Genomic DNA, 18,624 nt, shown 5'->3' with positions numbered 1-18,624 from the left:
TCTAAGTGGAGAAGAGTGAAATGAGGCTGAGGAAATATATATAGAAAAGCAATCTATAAGAGTTAGTAAAAAGTTTGAGACAGTAACTTGCTTAAACAAGCATGGCTACTTACGTGTTTTCTGTGAGAGGGGTATAATAAGAGCTAACTCAAGATACTGACGCGCCTGATTTTTGCTAGCATTTGTAATTTTTTTTAGCTTTTAGGAAAGCCGTTAGCAATCATATCTAATACATTACTTGGTTTAGAGATATTTGTAGTATTTTTTAACTTTACTTTACAGATTGAGTCTAAAAAGTATCATTTCATCAAACTTGCATATATATTGATATAATATACGTCTAAAAAAATTGAGTCCTGTCGCTAAAAAAAATGACACGCCAGGCCGCTGAGAACCCTAACGGCGGTCTAACTAACTACTGCGCTGAATATTTGATGCACAGCCCTGCAGATGACACTTGTAGACAATGCCGATCGCACATGAAAGTTTACAATTTCAGTAAGTTTCATTTGCAGGAGTTACAGCAGGGTAATTGCTAATTGCTAATTGGGGAAGAAAAAAATCAGTAAAGCGGTGGAGCAGAGGGAATTATGATACAGGATATGTCTGAGAAATATTTTTTTAATTCAGGGAAATTATCTAAGCTTAATCGTGAATTTGGTATTAGAGGTAAACACATGGCTGGCAAGGATTTTAAGGTTCTTCAAATCCGAGAGGCTAGGGTTTGTCATCAGTTGATGTCAAGGAAGGGAAAGGAGAGGTACAGCCGACTAGAAGGATTTGATCGCCATGACAAGTCGCCGTTATGCCCTACGGGATTAACAGTGGGAAAGGATCAAAGATTTTGTTGCGCGGAGGTGAAGGTTCTGTGGGTGGGACAGTCTGCTTACAATTGGTTGTTCGTGGAAGCGGTGTTGTACCGCTACCGAGGGGGCATCGCGTGGGGAGACACGCCCTAACGCGGGGCTATCCGTTGCAGTTCTTTGGCTTGTTCTAAAATTTTCTCGAAGTCTTCTTCGCTCAACCGCTGGATGTAGTTGATTTTGAACTCTTCGAGGAAATCACACAGCAAGATTTGTATTTCTTGCCAGGTTTGCTGCTGTTGCAGTTCGGCTCCCAAAGCTTGCCCGAAATGTTGGACTAGCTGGCTTGAGAGTTTAGTACCTACGGGGTCTTCGCTGGCGATTTTGAAGGCCTCGTAGGCATCTTGGGGGCCGAGGGTGACTAATTTTGAGAGTTCTGCAACTAATTGCTGTGCTAGCTGTTCGGGCAGGTTTCCCATGCCGGGTACTTGCTTCCATCCTTGATAGAGGGGGGATTGTTTGAGGAAGGTTTCAATATTGTACCGGAGGAGGGCTTCTAGGTCTGGCTGGAGTTGGGGCAGGACTTTGTAGACGGTTATTTGGACTAGATGGGTGGCGATCGCTTCTATTTCATTGATATTGTTGATGTCTAGATAGCGCTGTTTTTTAGATTGAAATAGTTGACGCGCCAGTTCGCCTGTAGTAATTGATTGTTGCATCTGGTTGATGAGTTGAATTACTACTACTTCGGTCAATTCTTGGGCGAAGTTGGCGACGAAACCTCGGCTGATTTGGGTGCGTATGGGTTGGAGATCCGGCATTTTGGCTTGGTGGATGCGAATTGTGACGGGTAATATTCGCAACAGACGCCAGAATGGGAGCAGCAGGAAGATGTCGTACCATCGCCAGAGCATGGCTGATCGCCAAGTAACGCTGCGGTGGCGGCGGCTGATCAAGTAGGTACGGGCTAGAAATTCGATCGCGAATATGGCAATGAATGGCAGGTCGATTAGCCAGAAGTTATCGGTGAATTCGCCGTTGTCTCCGATGGCGCGGTAATAGTTGGTGGCGATTAATGGCTTGATTTTGGAGTCAAACCACTGGATTTCTTTTTGCCAGTCTTGTTTGTTTAAATAGTCTTGGCTCCAAAATCTTTGGAATGATTGTTTAGCGGAGTCTTGTGGATTCGGGACGCGATCGCGCATCCGGTCTTTGATTTTTTCTAGGGTGCCACTTTTTGATGCTACTCGAAAGGGATCTTCGTCGATCATTTTCGCGCTCAAATTGTTTATTTCCTGCAATTTGGCTGCTACTTGGGGAGAGGGCAATCCTGTTTGCACTACTTGAATTTTTAGTTCTTCTAAGGTTTCCAGATATTGCTGGGTGTCTCGGTGGGGTTTAATTCCTTTAAATGGGTCGTATACTTGAGTTAAAACTGGCAGTTGCCGGAGGTAGAAATCTCGCCCGGAGACGTAAGTTATGTCAAATAATACTAGGCTTAAATTTCCTAGGGCGACCAGTGCCATGAACCGCTCGAACCAGGGGACTTTTGGTGATTTTATGCGGGAGTTTGGAGTTTGAGAGGGCTGTAGTTTTGGTGTCACTGGCGGTTCCTAATTAAGTAGACCGATCGAAATAGATGTAACTGGTAATAGCTGAAAAAAGAAAACAGGGAAAACTGGCTACTTGTCGGGGATCGCTCGGATTGCGATCGCGGAAGCTAGTCTTTATTTTAACGTGCGTTTGTTGGGGAGTTTTGGATTGTTGATTCCGCCTGGTTAACTAATAAATTATGCTGCTAAAATATTAAAGCCCATCGAAGTTGACGGAAGCTGTGGCTCCCGTTAGTGTGCTTCTCTCTGGCAATAAAATTATATCTCAGGCGGAATCCTCAGTTTTTTTGGCGTTGCAGAGTTCACGGGGCTGGTAATAAATTACTATTTCTGTTTGAGCTGGTGGCTTTTTGACCGCTAAATCAAATGTATTGCACGGAGGGGAGTCTAAGGTTAGATGTGGACTTCGAGTTTGAGGTCAAACCCTCAAGAGAGTTATACTTGCTCAGGGGCAGTCTGGCGAGAGCGACCCCTCTGATCGCGAGGGTGGCTGTCGCCTCCGTAAGGTTCGAGGTTTCGCCTCCACAAAAACCAGCTAGCGATCGGACTCTTGAATAATATAAAACCCTTCCTACTAATTTTGTTCGCATTTTTTTAATATATGACATACTGCCTTAATCTCGATTGCCCAAGAGACAAGCGTCAGAACCCACCAGGCACAAACTATTGTCTTAATTGTGGTTCAAAGCTGCTGCTAAAAGACCTTTATGCAGCAACTGAACCGCTGCGAGATGGGGGATTTGGCAGGACTTTCCGAGCTGTTAATCATGGAAAATTTGAGGAATTGTGCGTGATTAAACAGTTGTCACCCCCTCAAGAATTTCAGCGGAAACCGGGTCATTTTAAAAAATATGTTCGACTGTTTGAACAAGAGGCAAGGCGGTTATACGAACTGAAGCACCCGCAAATTCCTCAGTTAATTTCTTATTTTGAGGAAGATGGGCGCTTGTATTTAGTCCAAGAGTTTATTGATGGCAATAATTTAAAGGATGAGTTAGATAAGTACGGTGCTTATAGCGAAATTAAAACTTGCGAACTGCTGTTAGATTTGTTGCCTTTATTGAAGTTTGTTCACGACCGAAATGTAATTCACCGCGATATTAAGCCTGAGAATGTGATCCGCCGAGCTCGCGATCGTAAGTTAGTGCTGATAGATTTTGGGGTTTCTAAACAGGTAGTAGCTGCGGCTCCGACCAAAACAGGAACTAAGTTGGGAACTCCTGGCTACGCGGCTCTAGAACAACGTCACGGTAGGGCTGTTCCTGCTAGCGACCTTTATAGTTTGGGGGTGACTTGTATTCGCTTGCTGACTTCTGTTATGCCTTATCTGGATATCTACGGCGACATTCACGATGACCTTTACGATCCGCTTGAAGGCCGATGGCTTTGGAGGGAGGCTTTGCCAAAAGGAACACAAATTAGCGAGGATTTAGGTCAGGTTTTGGATAAGTTGATTCAGGAATATGTTAAAGATCGCTACAAATCGGCTGTGGAAGTTTTGGATGCTTTAAAACCTCCTGTTGTTGTTGTCCCCGTGCTGGAAAAGTCGCAGCAGGCAACTGTTGTTAGTCCTTCGGTTCCGACTCAACCTGTGACTGATTCTCCGCTAGTTTCTGTGAATTTAGAGTCGGAAAAAGGTATTGATTATTCTCACTTGGCAAGGCTGCTGGCTGCTAAAAATTGGCGTGGTGCTGATGAGGAAACTTCTGTGAAAATGCTGGAGGTGATGCAGCAAAATTCACGGGGTTATTTGAGTGAGGAAGATATTAGGAAGTTTCCAGCTAAGGATTTGCAGACTATCGATCAACTTTGGGTGCGGCACAGTCACCGCAGATTTGGTTTTTCTGTGCAAAAGGGTTTGTGGCTCAAGTTGGGGGGAAAGCCTGGTGTTTATGATGCTACAGTCTGGGAGAAGTTTGGCGATCGAGTGGGCTGGCGGGTTAACAGCCAGTGGGTATACTATTCGGAGCTGAATTTTACTTCTAAAGCAAAGCCTGGACATTTGCCGGGGGGGACTGTTTTTGGGTGGGAAGGCGGGGTTTTGTGCGGTGTTTTGGGTTTGGGTGGGATCTGGTTTCTGCTGTCGCGACGGGATTTGTAGAAGGAAGGTAGAAGGTAGAAGGCAGAATTTATTAGTCAGGCTGCACCCCAAGCGAAGTCGAAGTGTTAGTCATGAAATAGTTTTGAGTTAGGAATTAAAGAGTTAACAAGTTTTGAGTTTAATCATCTGTTATGTAGAAAATAGCTCTAAAAAAAGCGAAAAATAAGATATAATCCCAAACCCTTTTTTTTGTGCTATGTTCTTAGAGAAAGGCAAGTTTGCAAAGTCAAAAGCCAGTCCTCGGCGGTGGCCAACCATGGGGACTGGCTTTTGCTCCAATTTACCAAGGAGATTTATTTAGTATGTTGCAAGAAAAACGTCTCAAGCCGTGGACTATAGTTCGCTCGCTTCCAAATGTGGAAAAGGTGGTTGTGGGCGAGTTTCGCAGTTGGTCTGATGCAGACGGTCACTTGAAAATTCTCAAGCGGATGGTGCCGGCGGATCGATTGAGTGTTGTGTTCGATCCGGTAGTTCAAGCGTAACGTCGCTGGTAAATTGATCAGCGTGCGATCGCTCTGTGAGCTAAGCGAGATCCTCTTTTTTTAGATACTGTTTTTTTACATAAAAAATGATCCCGCTAAAAAGGATCTCGCAATTTGAATCATTGTCCTTAACTGCGGCGAATTTCAGTAATTTGGTCGGCAACATCCAAAATTCTTTGGGGCATGGATGGCCCGGTAAAAATCATATCCAAATGATGCGGCTTGCTGTCAATCAATTCCACCACTTCAGCTTCGGGAATCAGGCCCAAATTAACCGCTAAACTCAATTCATCGAGAATAACTAGGGCATAACGGCCTTCGCGGACCGCATTTTGAACATACACCCACAATTGTTCGATCGATTGCGTCTCAAGCTCATCTAAATCGGCATTCTCAATGCAGCGGGGCAAATCGCACCGCACCCAATCTAAATTTTGCCCCAGCCGCACCGGATGCTGATGCCCTTGATTTATTCCCCCTTTGAGGAACTGCACCGCTAGCACCGGAGCTCCCTGTCCTGCAATTCTGAGGGCCTGAGCCATGACACTGGTAAAAAAGCAGCGGTGCGGGCCTGTAAAAACTTGCACCAGCCCTTGAACTGTGTAGGGCAAGCTGTGGGTTAAATTGAGTTTAGGGGTTTGTAACTGAGCAACCATAGGGCAATATTTAATCAGCAACTAAGTCTTGAGTGCAGCTCCGACCTTGGGGCGGCTGAAGCCTGCTTGACAATATATAGTGTACTGGGCCGAGTGCACATCCGATCGAACGCTAGATATACAAGTTGTCAAAAGCTCGCGGCAGTGGCATTCGCAGTCGTTTGTTGGATTTTTGAACTCAAGCAAGCACTTAGGGAGAAACCGGTTTTTTTACCAAAATACGGTGGGGAGGGCCCCAGTTAGATAGTTAGAGGGTGAAAAAGCCAGGCGATGAGAGTCTTGGGAAGTCCAGGACTGTGAAGAAAAGGGGTAATCCTGCATAGTAATGATAATTGGGCGTTGCTTAATCACGGTATGAAAAAAATTAGTTGAAAATCCAGAAGCTTTGTGAATAATGGTTTGTATGACTTGCATATTTAGCCTTTCATACCGTAAATCAGCAACGCCGATAATTGGAAGATAAAACGGTTGACCGACCGTTATCAAAACCCTGATATTGCAGGACTACCCAATTAAAATATCCCCAGCCAGCCGACCGAGTGTCAATTGAATCGATGAAATCCGGAGGAGTAGTGGGAGCCACTTGATGAGTTTACTTGCTCTCAAGCAGGCTCGATCGAGTAGTTGACGATCGCACGAATAGAACACTCACTCATCCATACAACGCCCGCGAGCGCGGTTGTCAACTTGTGGGTGAATCTGACTCGTTGAGGCGATCGAAAGCAGGCGCTATCCGGCTGGCGGCTGGTGGTGCGGGTACGCTCGTGGGCACTGGCGTACCCTCCGCGGCGCGGCAGTGCTCGTCGTTCCACTCGCGCTCACTGGTTGCTCAGGCACAGGGTGATCGTCCTTCTCACCGCCTGCCAGTTGCCTAAGTCCTGTCAACAATGTTACTATCGGCATGATTTTTGTAGACAGTCATGATGAGTCTCTTTACTGAGCCGTGGCTAGCCAGGTTCTAGCAGCTTCAATTTGAGATCGCTCAAACACCTTCATCTTGAAAGGATAAATGCCGCTTGCAGCCTCAGCGATGGTTTGCAACCATTTCGCGTCAACTACGATCGCTGCGTGGGTGACATCGTTGATGCGTCGAATCTGCTGCAAATCACTCCAGAGCGCCATCGGGTCTATCCCTTCAAAAGTACGGATTTCTTCTAAGACTCGCAGCTTGTTATGCTTAGCAAAGTCAGCATCGGCCTTTGCAATGAGATGCTCAAAATCTGCTGCGGTGATTTTGCCTTCGACAACAATTTCGACAATGTTGTTATCTTGATTGTTCTTGTACTTCAGCCCTGACTTTTCAGTGGACGTAGGTGACTGCACAGGTGCGGTCAACAGCCATGCACGGGCTTCCTCAATTTGCGATCGCTCGAATGCCTTCACCTTGGCAGACAAAATGTTGCCAGCCGCAGCGGAAATTGTGCGAACCCATTCCGCATCTGCAACCACCGCCACATGAGTGAAATCGTTCACATGGTTCAGCCCAAACTGAGCATCTTTCCAGAGCGCGATTAAATCCATGCCCTCAAAACTACGAATTTCTTCCAGCAGCCTCAGCTTGCTGTGCTTCTCAATATCAGCCTTCATCTGGGCAACAACTCGATCGAAATCTGCTTCAGTAATTTTGCCTTCAACCGTGAGTTCGACAATGTTGTTGTTGGGGTTATTTCTGTACTCAATCATCAGATGTCTCCTTTAGTTAAGTTGTGGTTATGGTGTTTTTACGTAGTTGATTTTAGAGTGTTAAATGGCAACACCTTCTTGGGATAGAATTTTGGCGGTTGCTTTATTCAATTGTCTTTCAAGCTGCTCGTCTGCTAAAACCAGCCCTAACTCAGAGCGAATATCAGCGATGGCACGTGTCCAATTTTCCTCAAACCGATAAGTAAGTAAACAGGTTGCCTGCTTACCCAGTTCCTTACCTCTGCGGGCACTGGCAAAAATCGCCTGAGCCTGCATCGGCCTGAGCATCAAAAAAATCAACTTGATTAGGGGGTAAACCAGATTCAGGGCTTTGGTGTAGTTCTGACCTACAGTAAAGGCAAACACGCCTGCTTCACCGGGATAGCTGGTATCAAACCCCAGCAAAATATGAAAGATATCGTGGGTGACGGTGTATCGCAGTGCGAACGGATGACGCTCGGCTTCTATCCGCAAATCATCGCTGATTTCTAACGGTTGAATCCCGTTTTTGTGCATGTGCTGGGCGTACTCGTAGCCCAATGTGCCTTCAGGAAGTTGACTCAGTTGTGCTAAATCAATCTTGGGATAGTAACCTGAAACGTCCTGTAGTTGCACCAGCAGGTCAGGATTTGTACCCCATCCGTACAGTTCAGATTCGAGCAGCGCAGCGTCTCCGGTTTCTCCTTTTGTGAAGTAGTCTTTGTATGCTTTGATGAAGCGGTTGATGGTTGCCATGATGATGACCTTTTATAGTGTTTATCGGTTGGAAATATTGCTCGGATTTAAGCGGCGATTGTTTGTTGAATTTGACCTTTAGCTGCATTTCCAGTTTGTGTGCCTGCGAATTCGCTCTCTTTCAAAATCAGCCCCTGTTCAGCGCGAATATCAGCGATCGGACGCGCCCAGTCTTCTTCAAACCGATAGCTCAACAAGCATTCTGCCTGTTTGCCGAGAGCTTTGCCTCTGCGAATATTGGCGCGCATTTGCTGACTTTGAGCGCGAAAAATCAGTGGATATATATGCGTCATCACAGGCCCAAATGCGTTGAAAAGCTTGCTGTAGTCTTGAGCGATCGTAAATGCTGCTACACCCATTTCGCCTGCATAACTGGTGTCAAACCCTAGCAACACATGAAAGATGTCATGGGTAACGGTGTAGCGCAGCGCGAACGGACTGCGATCGGCTTCTGCCTGCAAATCGTCGCTGATTTCTAACGGTTGAATCCCGTTTTTCAACATATGTTGGGCATACTCATAGCCCAAGGTGCCTTCAGGAAGCTGGCGAAGTTGCTCGAGATCAATGCTGGGATAGTAGCCTGCAAGGTCTTGCATTTGAGCCACAATAGTGGGATTAGCACTCATCCCAAAAACTTCAAATTTGAGAAAGGCGATGTCTCCAGTCTGTCCGGATGTGTAATAGTCTTTAATTGCTTTGATGAAGCGTTTGATATTAGCCATGATTGTTACCTTCTGAAATGTCTTTGATGCGTTATGCAGTCGCGTTAGCGGCAGATGAAGAATTGCCTTGTACGACTAGAATGAGAAGTGCTTGAGTAAGGTGACTATTCAGCTTATGTGACTGCATAGTCATATCATATCAACCAAAGACCTATCTGTCAAGTGCAGCGTTGTTGCATTCTCTACAGACCTACTGAGTCTGAATTAGCGTTTGCCCGCTTCTATTCGAGTCAAGGGATTTTCAAACCATACAAACCGCTGTGGGAAAGGCATTGAAATACCTTCGCGGTCGAAGGCTTTTTTTAAGCGCAGTCGAAACTCGCGATCGACGATCCATTGCTGTCGTGGCGCTGTGCGAATCCAAAGCCGGATGGTAATACTGTTGTCACCAAAGGCATCAACCCCTAGCACTTGGGGCGACGCTAAGATGAATGATTGCCATGCTGGATCTTGGCTCAAAGGCGGCTTGGCAGAATCTTTTTTAATTTGGGCACGAACAAACGGTTTTATGTCAACTCTGAATCTAAGTTTTCAGTTTTGGGTGTGAACAGAAGATACAGGCAAGGAATAACCACCAACGCAATCAGCGTGGCGGCAAGCAAGCCGAAGATAATGGCACCACACAACGGCATCCAGGTTGGATCGCTTAACGCAAGCGGAATCAATCCAATGATGGTAGTGATGCTAGTTGTAAGAACCGGACGGAGACGATCGGCAGCGCCTCGTGCGGCTGCTTGTTTGACCTTCATCCCGTCTTGCTGATAGCTATTCATCGTATCGACCATGACGATCGCGTCATTCACCACAATCCCAACCAGCGCAATCACGCCGATAAAGGCAGTAAACGAAAACGGAATGCCCACAAGAAAGAAGCCGCCAACGGTGCCAATGAGAGCAAATGGAATTGCCAGTAGAATGATAAACGGCTGTCGAAATGAGCCTAGTTGCAATACCAGCACTGCAAAGACTAAGAAAACAGCAATTCCCAACGCTTGACCGGCTGAACCGAAGGTTTCTGCTTGATCTGCGGTTTCGCCCCCAAAGCTGTAGTTATAGCCCTGTGACCACGATCGCTTCATTTCTTGTAGCTTCGGTTCCAAATCTGCCAGAATCTCACCTACAGTGCGATTTTCGTTCTTCGCCAGCACGGTTGCTGTCCGTTGTCCGCCGCGTCGAGTGACTAAAAGCGGTGCTTCTGCCTGAACTGTATCTACAACCGCCCCGGCTGGAATCACTTTCTTATCCGAGTTGTTGGTAAAGAATCGGACTGCAAGCAGTTCATCGCGGCGGGTCGGACCACCTACTCTGCCGTTTCGAGATGCCCAAGCGGTACTGAGACGGATTTCCAGGTCTTCTTGATTGCCGCCGATCGCATAGTCTCCCACATCGATCGATCGGGTGTAATACTGTGCCTGCGATGCCAGTTCGTCTTCACTCAGGTTGTAGAACGAAAGCGCCTCACGTTTGGGAATCAGCCTGAGATCCTGTTCCAAAGCGCCTAAGTTATCGCGCACGTCGGTTGTACCCGCAACTTGCCTGAGTGCCATCTGCACTTCTTGGGAGACTTGCCGGAGTTCATCTAGATCGCTACCCGTAATCTCGATCTGAATCGGGTCGCCACTTTGCCCCGATTGTTGAGCATTAAGAACCAGCGTTGCACCGGGATATTGGCGAATTGCGATTTGTAGCTCATTACGGAGTGTATCCAGATATTCAAACGAGATTTGCTCGCGCTTGTCTTTCGGCACGAGGATGCCTGAAAATCCGAGCAGGTAGCTGCCTTCACCTGGCTGTAGTTCGCCAGAAGCGACTAAATTACTGCGTTGCCCCACATACTTAATGACGCTCTCAATGTTCTGCTTTTCGCGCAGTATTTTGCCAAAGTCATCGGCAACTCGTTGAGAGACATCCAGCGTGGTTGTGGGTGGCATCTCGATATTGACGCTAAAGTTGCGCTGGTCGCTTTGGGGAAAGAACTCGATCGGAATACGGCTGAACGTTGACATGACGCAGAAGAAGATCACGATCGTACCAATCACCCATGCCCAGGCAACCTTTTTATTTTTAACGGTGTGATTGATGCTCCAGCGCGCCCAGCGATCGGAAGCGACTTCGCTCATGCGATCGACGCGAGATTTCTTTTCAACGCCTTTGACATTGCCCAACAGATAGCGAGAGAGGGGAACATCAATTAGAATCGCGATCGTAAAACTCAATATCAAGCAAATAATTGCTGTATAGGGCAGCAGTTGAATAAACTTGCCTAACGTACCGCTAATGGTTAAGAGAGGGAACAATGCCAAAATTGTAGTTAGCTGTCCCGAAAAAGCAGCAGGCGCATAGGTTTTGACGGTCTTCAAAGCGGCTTGATTAAAGCTCAAACCTTGAGCAAAGATGAACTCGTGCATCCCTTCCATCATCAGGATGAACACATCAACTAGAATGCCCAATGCCAGCACCATGCCGATGAGTACCATGTTGTTGAGCGTTTGTCCGGTTAGCCACAGGACTGCCAGTGTTCCTAAAAACGTCAAGGGAATCGAAAGTCCAGCAATCAAAGCTTCACGCCAGGACAGAGCGACGAATAGAATGGCAAACACTGCTGCCATTGACTGCAACGCATTGGTAAACAAATTGCCCAACTGTTCCCAAATAATGTCTGCTTCGTTAGCGATAATGCTGTACTCTAATCCGCTCACCCAAGCATTGGGATCTTTCTTAATTTGCTCCATTGCAGCGAGAACGCGATCGATTACCTCGATCGAATCCTGTCCCGGCACTTTTTTGATGCCGACGCTAACAACAGGCTGATAGTCTTTGCCCTCTGTGCTGATGAAGGCGCGGGTTTGTTCTTGCTCTAGTTCTCGGTTGACCGTGGCAAGTTCTTCGAGGCGTACCACTCGTCCTTCTAGCCGCGTGATGGGGAGTTCTCGTAAATCTTTGAGTTCCCGAAATCGACCGTAAAAGCGCACTTGCGACCCGATCGCATCACTTTCGATCGCAGCTAAGGGTACATCTCGATTCGCATTGCGAATTTCAGTCGCAACTGTGGTGGGTGAAATGCCCAGATTCGCCAAGCGAAACGGGTCCATCTGAATACTGACTACCTCTTCACGAGCACCGCCCAGATTGACTTCGCTCACTCCTGCCACTCGTTCTAAACGGTCTTGAATCCCTTTAGCAGCTTGAGAAATTACCGTCGGGTCGATGTTGCCGAACAGCGCCAGCGTCAGAATTGGGGCATCATTCACCGAAGACTGCCTGACCACGGGCTGTTCAGCGTTCGCGGGGAGCTTCGATTCTGCTTGAGAAACGGCTTGGCGCAACTCTTGGACTGCCTTGTCCGGATCGGCTTGTGAGTTGAACTCCACACTGATGACAGAGTAGCCCGTATAGGAAGCACTCTGAATTTTGCTGACGTTTTCGACCGAAGTGATTTCGGTTTCTATTTTGCTAGTGACCTGTTGCTCGATCGTTTGAGGATCGGCACCGCCCCAGGTCGTCGTCACGCTGGCAACCGCGATATCGATATCAGGGTTGGACTGCTTCGTCATGGAGAAATAGCCTAACCCGCCACCGACCACCATCAGCAGACTGAGTAGGATGGCAAAAATCGTGTTGAGAATAAAAAATCGAGCCAGACCGGAAGGCTTCTTGGAGGTGGGAGGTTGAGAATCGCTCTGAGGCTGATGACCGTTTGGGTCAGCGCGATCGACCTCTGATAAAGGTTTGAGTTCGCTCATGACTACTTTTGATTCCCTTCAACGACCTGAACTGACGCGCCGTTAACGAGGCGATTTTGTCCCTCAGTGACTACCAAATCTCCGGCTGCAACCCCTTCTTTAATTTCTTGCTCAGCAATTCCGGTAATGCCTAGCTCGACCTGTCGCTGTTCGACCACCCCCTTTTGAGCGACAACAAACACGTAGGGAACCCGATCGCGCCGCACGATCGCATTCAGGGGAACAACAACAGCATCAGCGTTTTCTGCGATCGCAATCCACGTTAAGACCTGTTCGCCGTGCCGTACAGCATTGGTTGTCGTCGGATTCAGCCTAATTTTGGCTTCGATCGCGCGTCCGCCCGGACTAATCGCCGGATTTACTGCAAAGACTTCACCCTTGGCGCGGGCATTCGCCGTTAGCGCTTCGCTACCGCTAGTTTGGGGTGAAGCCGTCGCCAGGGCGGATTTTGAAGCCACGAGAGCCTCTTGCCCCGATCGTACTCGTTCGCCATTCGTCCCCGGCAACTCAACCTGCACTTCGTAGCGGCTCGGATCGATGATCACCATTGGAATCCGCTCTAAGATACCCTGATAGTCGCCGCCCAGTTGAGAACTGACAGATTGCGGCGTAAAATATTCTCCTTCTGAGATGTTGAGGTAGGCAACAATGCCATCGAAAGGAGCCACAATGCTGGCTTTTTCAAGGGCAACTTTGGTTTGCCAAAGGCGGGATCGGGCGGTCTTAATGCTAGATTGCTTTGCCTGCGCCTGTTTTCGTGCCGCGCTCACCTGTGCCTGTGCTGATAAAACCTGTTGCTGTGCCGATTCTATCCCTGCACGCGCCGTTTGAATCTGGGTTTCAGCTTCAGTCAAAGTGTTTCGGCGTTGGTCAAGCTCTATTTGAGGGGCAGCCCCTTCATTGACCAAATAGCTGTAGCGATCGACATTCGTTGCTGCGAGCTTGCGACCGGATTGTGCATTTCGCAGTCGCGCTTGCGCTTCCTGTACCTGAGTGCGGGCTTGCGCGACTTGTGCCTGAACTCCTGCAATGTCTGCGTTCGCCGCCGCTTGCTGTTGCTGTGCTTCGGAAACAGCAGCTTCGGCTTGACGCACATCTGCGACTAAGTTGCGATCGTCCACACGGGCAAGCAGTTCGCCCTTCGTGACGGGATCGCCTTCGCGGAGTCTGCGTCCATCCCGATTCGCAATGTACGTGACATCGCCTTCGGTGTTAAACGTCATGTGCTGATATTTGACGGCTGTGACAGTTCCTTCACTAGAAATCCAAGCGCGAATCGGTACTTGTTTTGCGGCAGCGGTTCGCACCGATAACGCCGCCGTTTCGGTGACGGCGGCAGGTTCATTGCCTCGAAAACGAGTGACTGTAACTCCTCCGATCGCCACGACGAATCCCAGCACTGGCAGCAGCCACCAGTATTTTGCGATCGCCGATTTCTTTTTCTTGGAAGGGAGTTCAGTTGTAGCAGTTCGATCGAGGCTTCCGATCGTGTCTGAAGCGAGTTCAGCAGGTTTCGGCTCGACAGTCACGATCGTGACTTCAGGCCCAGATGAGCTTGGAGGTGATGGAATGGGAGGTTTATCTTGGAAGGTCATGAGGTAGATACCGTAGGGTGAATAAAAAACGGATTATTAAACAATTTGTTAGATTGATATGCCTCGATCATTGCTCGGAGAGAATGCTTTAATACCCCAGCGATCCAAAAGTTATTAAAGCTTGGTGTCGGACGAACGACCCATTCCGTGTTCTAGGACGCCAATCAAGTCATCAAAAACTTGTTCAACGACCTGCATATCCAACTCAGGCACTCCAGCTTCAGTCAGTTGCTCTGAGTTCAAGCTCAGTCGCCCTGGAATGAAGTCCCGCAAGCCGTCTGCCAGCGCACTGATGACGAAGGCAGCAAAATCTGGATCGATACCAGGATCGATATCTCCTCGATCGATTCCTTGCTTTACCAGGCCGTGAACGTACATTAGAGACACGGATTGAGTTCGCTTTAACACTTCATCCCGGAAGGGCACATCGCCATAAACGGCACGATTGATAATTTGACTCAAGGCTGGGTGAGACAAGTCGAACTGAGCGCTTTCTCGAAATAGCCAGCGCAAGTAAGGAAAGAATCCCATCTCCAATCCCGGAGGTTTGGCCTGCTGTAGAAAGTCAATCTTCTGCTGATGGGCGAGATCGACTAGGTATAGATAGAGGTCTTTCTTATCCTCAAAGTATTGATAGAAGCTGCCTTTGGCAATCTTTGCCTGCTTGACGATGTTGGAAATGGAGGCAATTTTATAGTCGTGGCTAGCGAATTGGGCGATCGCCAACTTCACAATGGTTTGACGCTTCGCTTCAGGTAAATTAAAAAAAGTTTGGGTTGGCATTAGCAGCAACAACAAAGGTTTTCTAGATGACTGACCAGTTATATGACCGATTAGTCACATCCTAGAGCAAAACCTTCACGCTGTCAAATCAAGCTGCCTCCGACTGATACCAATTTCATGAAGTGCCGCTACAAATGCGGGTTCTGTTTTATAAAGTTCGATGTCTAAAACAAAAATACTAACTGTAGCACTATTTTATGAAATTAATATCAGATACTTCTCATTTCTTGAAAATTTTGTTGTGATGAGTCTTTCAGTCGGTTTCAACTCACATCTTGCACCATTCTCAAGAACAGGCTGTCCGGCCTGTTCCACAAAAGATGAATTTTCTTGTGGGGTGGGCATCCTGCCCGCCCATAAAAAGCTTGTTGACAATGGTGCATCTCAGTTTCAACCGAATGCAAGCTCTCTCGACGGGGGTTGAAACGAACGGCGGACTTTCGGGTCGGCGCGAGAAGTTTCGCTAAACTACCGATACTAATTTCACAAAGTGCCGCTACAAATGCGGGTTCTGCTTTATAAAGTTCGATGTCTAAAACAAATATACTAACTGCAGCGCTGGTTTATGAAATCGGTATAATTCCTGTCCAATTTACCAAGCAGATATGTTTACTGTGTTGCCAGAAAAATGTCTCAAGCCGTGGACTGTAGTTCGATCGCAGCCAAATGTGGAAAAGGTGATTGTGGGTGAGTTTCGCAGTTGGTCTGATGCAGACGGGCACTTGAAAATTCTCAAGCGGATGGTTCCGGTCGATCGATTGAGTGTTGTGTTCGATCCGGTAGTTCAAGCGTAATGTTGTTGCTAAATTGATCAGCGTGCGATCGCTCGAGTGAGCTAAGCGATCGCCTTTTTTTTTACATAAAAAATGCGATCGCTAAAAAGGCGATCGCAACTTGAATCATAGTCCTTAACTGCGGCGAATTTCAGTAATTTGGTCGGCAACATCCAAAATTCTTTGCGGCATGGATGGCCCGGTAAAAATCATATCCAAATGATGCGGCTTGTTGTCAATCAATGCCACCACTTCGGCTTCTGGAATCAAGCCCTAATTAACCGCTAAACTCAATTCATCGAGAATAACTAAGGAATAACGACCTTCGCGCACCGCATTTTGAACATACTGCCACAATTGTTCGATCGATCGCGTCTCCAGCTCATCTAAATCGGCATTATCAATGCAGCGTGACAAATCGCAGCGCACCCAATCTAAATTTTGCCCCAGCCGCACCGGATGCTGGTGCCCTTGATTAATTCCCCCTTTGAGGAACTGCACTGCTAGCACCGGAGCTCCCTGTCCTGCAATTCTGAGGGCCTGAGCCATGACACTGGTAAAAAAGCAGCGATGCGGGCCTGTAAAGACTTGCACCAGTCCTTGAACTGTGTAGGGCAAGCTGTGGTTTAAATTTAGTTTAGGGGTTTGTAACTGAGCAACCATAGGGCAATATTTAATCAGCAACTAAGTCTTGAGTGCAGCTCCGACCTTGGCGTGGCTGAAGCCTGCTTGACAATATATAGTGTACGGGGCCGAGTGCACATCGGATCGAACACTATATATACAAGTTGTCAAAAGCTCGCGGCAGTGGCATTCGCAGTCGTTTGTTCGATTTTTGAACTCAATTAGCACTTAGGCAGAAACGGGGTTTTTTACCAAAATACGCTGTGGAGCTTGACATTTATACAGTTATAGAGTGAAAAACCAAGGTGATGAGAGTCTTGCTGTGTCCAGGGCTTTTAAGAAAAGGTACGCACATCGCGTAAAATTTGAATGTCGCGGCACTAGGAGCAGAGACTGTGAGAGTGGTGATTCTGGGAGGGCCAGGAGCGGGGAAGGGAACTCAGGCTGAACTACTGTGCAGCAATTTGAGCCTTCCTTTGCTGGCTGTGGGGGACATTCTACGGGAGGCGATCGCAGAAGACACAGATTTAGGCAAGCTGGCGGTGTCTTATGTCGAAAGAGGGGAATTAGTTCCCGACGCAACTATGATTCAATTCTTTCGTCGCCGACTGCTGCTGTGGGATGTCTTTAATGGCTGGGTGTTGGAGGGCTATCCGCGAACGGCTTTTCAAGCTGAGGAGTTGGATTTTTTATTAGAGGATTTGGCGCAGGAGCTAGATTGGGCAGTTTGGCTGAAAGTGCCGATCGAGGTTTTGCTCAGCAGGTCGATCGAGCGCGATCGATCGGATGACCACCCTGAAATTTTACAGCGTCGCCTCGATTTGTTCCACGAACGCACTATTCCTCTTTTAGAGTATTACGAACACCGCAACAAATTGTTAACTATTGATGGCGATCGATCGCCAGAACAAGTCCAGCAGGATATTCTCCAATTGATCGAGGCTAAAGGTCAATACTCATAGCATTTTAGATTTTACATTTTAGATTGAATGACTGCATATTTAACGAATCCAAAAAGACCGGAAGATTAATACCAAATTTTCAATTGTTAATTCCAATTACCCAGTACCCATCACCTAAATATTATGTCTTTCCAGCGTCCTGATGGCAGACAACCAAATCAAATTCGTCCGATTAGTTTCGATCGACAGTTTACCAAATTTGCTAGCGGTTCCGTACTCGCAAAAAGTGGCGATACTCAGGTACTTTGCAGTGTTACAATCAAGCCGGGAGTGCCGAGATTTTTGGAGAATACCGGACAAGGTTGGCTAACAGCGGAATACCGAATGTTGCCTGGTTCTACGCCGCAGCGACAAGAGCGGGAATTTATGAAATTATCGGGACGGACTCAAGAGATTCAGCGCTTGATTGGGCGCAGTTTGCGATCGTGCTTAGATATGCAACTATTGGGCGAACGCACAATACTTGTAGATGCGGATGTTTTGCAAGCGGACGCGGGGACTCGCACCACTTCAATTACTGGCGGGTTTGTGGCTGTGGCTGATGCTTTGAATAAGTTGGTGCAAAAAGGTGATTTAGTGCGATCGCCCATGATTCGTCAAGTGGCGGCCGTGTCTGTCGGACTTTTGGAAGGCGAGCCATTTTTAGATTTGAATTATCTTGAAGATGTGGCGGCTGAAATTGATTGTAATGTGGTAATGAATGGAGATTTGAATATTATTGAAATTCAGGGAACTGCGGAAGCAGGAAGTTTCAGTCGGAGTCAGTTAAATCAAATTTTGGATGTGGCAGAAACTGGGATTCAAGAATTGCTGGAGGCTCAGCGGCAAGCTTTGGTGGAGTAGGGATACGGCATTGCCCATTGGTGTTAAATTAAGACTAAAATCCTGGATAAATCTCGTTTTTACCTGAGTCTCGATCCCCCTAAATCCCCCTTAAGAAGGGGGACTTTGAGAAGATTCCTGTCCCCCCCTTCGTAGGGGCGGTGCCCCCGTGCCCGCCCTTGGCTAGGGGGGATCGGGCTTAACTGAACCGTATTGATTTATATATCCAAAACTAAATTTCATCGCTCTTACCTATTGCCTTTCGCACTTTCTCAACTTGGTTAGGTGCTTCCATTTCTTTGAAGAGTCGAATCGCCTCTTGAAACGCAGTCTGACTCTTCTCGGCATCACCCATCTTTTGGTAAGTTAAGGCAAGCTGATAATGAGCCTCGGCTAGATCGCATTTAGCGCCGATTTTGTCTAGAAGTGCGATCGATTCTGAATGATGGGAAATCGGGAGCATCCCATTAAGGAAGTAAGTATTTATACTTAGTTTAGAAACAGGTAAAATGTTAAAAAATCACACC

Annotated in this window: 16 protein-coding genes and 2 pseudogenes; 7 read left to right on the top strand and 11 right to left on the bottom strand. The window is 47.4% G+C overall.

The window, feature by feature from the left end; genetic code table 11:
• Positions 1–834: 834 nt before the first annotated feature.
• Positions 835–956 (top strand): annotated as a pseudogene (locus tag QUA58_RS22230) (IS5/IS1182 family transposase); the annotation flags it as partial.
• On the opposite strand, the gene QUA58_RS22225 reads toward QUA58_RS22230, so the two are convergent.
• Positions 956–2,407, bottom strand: a complete 1,452-nt coding sequence (locus tag QUA58_RS22225; protein WP_333255686.1) for a hypothetical protein — start codon at positions 2,405–2,407, stop codon at positions 956–958. The pseudogene QUA58_RS22230 and the gene QUA58_RS22225 overlap by 1 nt on opposite strands.
• Before the next feature lie 610 nt (positions 2,408–3,017).
• On the opposite strand from QUA58_RS22225, the gene QUA58_RS22220 reads away from it, so the two are divergent.
• Both QUA58_RS22220 and QUA58_RS22215 read left to right on the top strand, forming a co-directional pair.
• The gene (locus tag QUA58_RS22220) at positions 3,018–4,517 is read left to right on the top strand and encodes a serine/threonine-protein kinase (protein ID WP_333255688.1); all 1,500 of its coding nucleotides are present in this window, start codon (positions 3,018–3,020) and stop codon (positions 4,515–4,517) included.
• 218 nt (positions 4,518–4,735) lie between these two features.
• Positions 4,736–4,999 (top strand): hypothetical protein, encoded by a 264-nt coding sequence (locus QUA58_RS22215; RefSeq protein WP_333168163.1) that lies wholly within the window; start codon positions 4,736–4,738, stop codon positions 4,997–4,999.
• Between the two features lie 128 nt (positions 5,000–5,127).
• Here the strand turns inward: QUA58_RS22215 and QUA58_RS22210 are convergent, their stop codons facing one another.
• Positions 5,128–5,655 carry a P-loop NTPase family protein gene (locus QUA58_RS22210; RefSeq protein ID WP_333396003.1) on the bottom strand — a complete coding sequence of 176 codons (528 nt, stop codon included), beginning with the start codon at positions 5,653–5,655 and terminating at the stop codon, positions 5,128–5,130.
• A 596-nt stretch (positions 5,656–6,251) separates the two neighbouring features.
• Here QUA58_RS22210 and QUA58_RS22205 point away from each other — a divergent pair.
• Entirely contained in the window at positions 6,252–6,530 is a 279-nt protein-coding gene (locus QUA58_RS22205) for a hypothetical protein (RefSeq protein ID WP_333396001.1), read from the top strand.
• Positions 6,531–6,588: 58 nt separating this feature from the next.
• On the opposite strand, the gene QUA58_RS22200 is transcribed toward QUA58_RS22205, so the two are convergent.
• The 7 genes from QUA58_RS22200 to QUA58_RS22170 all read right to left on the bottom strand — a co-directional run bounded on the left by QUA58_RS22200 (position 6,589) and on the right by QUA58_RS22170 (position 14,916).
• Entirely contained in the window at positions 6,589–7,338 is a 750-nt protein-coding gene (locus QUA58_RS22200; protein ID WP_333395999.1) for an STAS/SEC14 domain-containing protein, read from the bottom strand.
• Positions 7,339–7,398: 60 nt separating this feature from the next.
• A complete protein-coding gene (locus tag QUA58_RS22195; RefSeq protein WP_333395997.1) occupies positions 7,399–8,073 on the bottom strand; it encodes a Coq4 family protein in 675 nt (224 codons plus the stop codon).
• A gap of 47 nt (positions 8,074–8,120) precedes the next feature.
• Positions 8,121–8,795 carry a Coq4 family protein gene (locus tag QUA58_RS22190; RefSeq protein WP_333395995.1) on the bottom strand — a complete coding sequence of 225 codons (675 nt, stop codon included), beginning with the start codon at positions 8,793–8,795 and terminating at the stop codon, positions 8,121–8,123.
• A 204-nt stretch (positions 8,796–8,999) separates the two neighbouring features.
• Positions 9,000–9,254: a mechanosensitive ion channel family protein gene (locus QUA58_RS22185; protein WP_333395993.1), complete on the bottom strand. Its 255-nt coding sequence runs from the start codon at positions 9,252–9,254 to the stop codon at positions 9,000–9,002.
• Positions 9,255–9,301: 47 nt separating this feature from the next.
• Positions 9,302–12,538 carry an efflux RND transporter permease subunit gene (locus QUA58_RS22180; RefSeq protein WP_333395991.1) on the bottom strand — a complete coding sequence of 1,079 codons (3,237 nt, stop codon included), beginning with the start codon at positions 12,536–12,538 and terminating at the stop codon, positions 9,302–9,304.
• A gap of 2 nt (positions 12,539–12,540) precedes the next feature.
• Positions 12,541–14,133, bottom strand: coding sequence for an efflux transporter periplasmic adaptor subunit (locus QUA58_RS22175; RefSeq protein WP_333395990.1), 1,593 nt, complete (start codon positions 14,131–14,133; stop codon positions 12,541–12,543).
• 114 nt (positions 14,134–14,247) lie between these two features.
• Positions 14,248–14,916, bottom strand: coding sequence for a TetR/AcrR family transcriptional regulator (locus QUA58_RS22170; RefSeq protein WP_333395988.1), 669 nt, complete (start codon positions 14,914–14,916; stop codon positions 14,248–14,250).
• A gap of 605 nt (positions 14,917–15,521) precedes the next feature.
• Here QUA58_RS22170 and QUA58_RS22165 point away from each other — a divergent pair.
• A complete protein-coding gene (locus QUA58_RS22165) occupies positions 15,522–15,710 on the top strand; it encodes a hypothetical protein (RefSeq protein WP_333395986.1) in 189 nt (62 codons plus the stop codon).
• A gap of 114 nt (positions 15,711–15,824) precedes the next feature.
• On the opposite strand, the pseudogene QUA58_RS22160 reads toward QUA58_RS22165, so the two are convergent.
• Positions 15,825–16,352, bottom strand: a pseudogene (locus QUA58_RS22160) (P-loop NTPase family protein).
• Positions 16,353–16,708: 356 nt separating this feature from the next.
• On the opposite strand from QUA58_RS22160, the gene QUA58_RS22155 reads away from it, so the two are divergent.
• Positions 16,709–17,275 (top strand): nucleoside monophosphate kinase, encoded by a 567-nt coding sequence (locus tag QUA58_RS22155; RefSeq protein WP_333395984.1) that lies wholly within the window; start codon positions 16,709–16,711, stop codon positions 17,273–17,275.
• Between the two features lie 123 nt (positions 17,276–17,398).
• Positions 17,399–18,118, top strand: a complete 720-nt coding sequence (gene rph, locus QUA58_RS22150) for a ribonuclease PH (protein ID WP_333395981.1) — start codon at positions 17,399–17,401, stop codon at positions 18,116–18,118.
• A 211-nt stretch (positions 18,119–18,329) separates the two neighbouring features.
• Here the strand turns inward: rph and QUA58_RS22145 are convergent, their stop codons facing one another.
• Positions 18,330–18,560, bottom strand: a complete 231-nt coding sequence (locus tag QUA58_RS22145; RefSeq protein WP_333395980.1) for a tetratricopeptide repeat protein — start codon at positions 18,558–18,560, stop codon at positions 18,330–18,332.
• Positions 18,561–18,624: the final 64 nt, after the last annotated feature.

This window comes from Microcoleus sp. N9_A1 (assembly GCF_036701795.1).
Classification (GTDB): Bacteria; Cyanobacteriota; Cyanobacteriia; order Cyanobacteriales; family Microcoleaceae; genus Microcoleus.
Note: the sequence above shows the minus strand (reverse complement) of the source record. Positions and strands in the feature narration are given on the sequence as shown.

What these genes read in the sequence shown, in the direction of transcription:
- QUA58_RS22220 (WP_333255688.1), top strand. Translation starts at nt 3,018, where the DNA reads ATGACATACTGCCTTAATCTCGATTGCCCAAGAGACAAGCGTCAGAAC.
- QUA58_RS22210 (WP_333396003.1), bottom strand. Translation starts at nt 5,655, where the DNA reads ATGGTTGCTCAGTTACAAACCCCTAAACTCAATTTAACCCACAGCTTG.
- QUA58_RS22200 (WP_333395999.1), bottom strand. Translation starts at nt 7,338, where the DNA reads ATGATTGAGTACAGAAATAACCCCAACAACAACATTGTCGAACTCACG.
- QUA58_RS22195 (WP_333395997.1), bottom strand. Translation starts at nt 8,073, where the DNA reads ATGGCAACCATCAACCGCTTCATCAAAGCATACAAAGACTACTTCACA.
- QUA58_RS22190 (WP_333395995.1), bottom strand. Translation starts at nt 8,795, where the DNA reads ATGGCTAATATCAAACGCTTCATCAAAGCAATTAAAGACTATTACACA.
- QUA58_RS22180 (WP_333395991.1), bottom strand. Translation starts at nt 12,538, where the DNA reads ATGAGCGAACTCAAACCTTTATCAGAGGTCGATCGCGCTGACCCAAAC.
- QUA58_RS22175 (WP_333395990.1), bottom strand. Translation starts at nt 14,133, where the DNA reads ATGACCTTCCAAGATAAACCTCCCATTCCATCACCTCCAAGCTCATCT.
- QUA58_RS22170 (WP_333395988.1), bottom strand. Translation starts at nt 14,916, where the DNA reads ATGCCAACCCAAACTTTTTTTAATTTACCTGAAGCGAAGCGTCAAACC.
- QUA58_RS22165 (WP_333395986.1), top strand. Translation starts at nt 15,522, where the DNA reads ATGTTTACTGTGTTGCCAGAAAAATGTCTCAAGCCGTGGACTGTAGTT.
- rph (WP_333395981.1), top strand. Translation starts at nt 17,399, where the DNA reads ATGTCTTTCCAGCGTCCTGATGGCAGACAACCAAATCAAATTCGTCCG.
- QUA58_RS22145 (WP_333395980.1), bottom strand. Translation starts at nt 18,560, where the DNA reads ATGCTCCCGATTTCCCATCATTCAGAATCGATCGCACTTCTAGACAAA.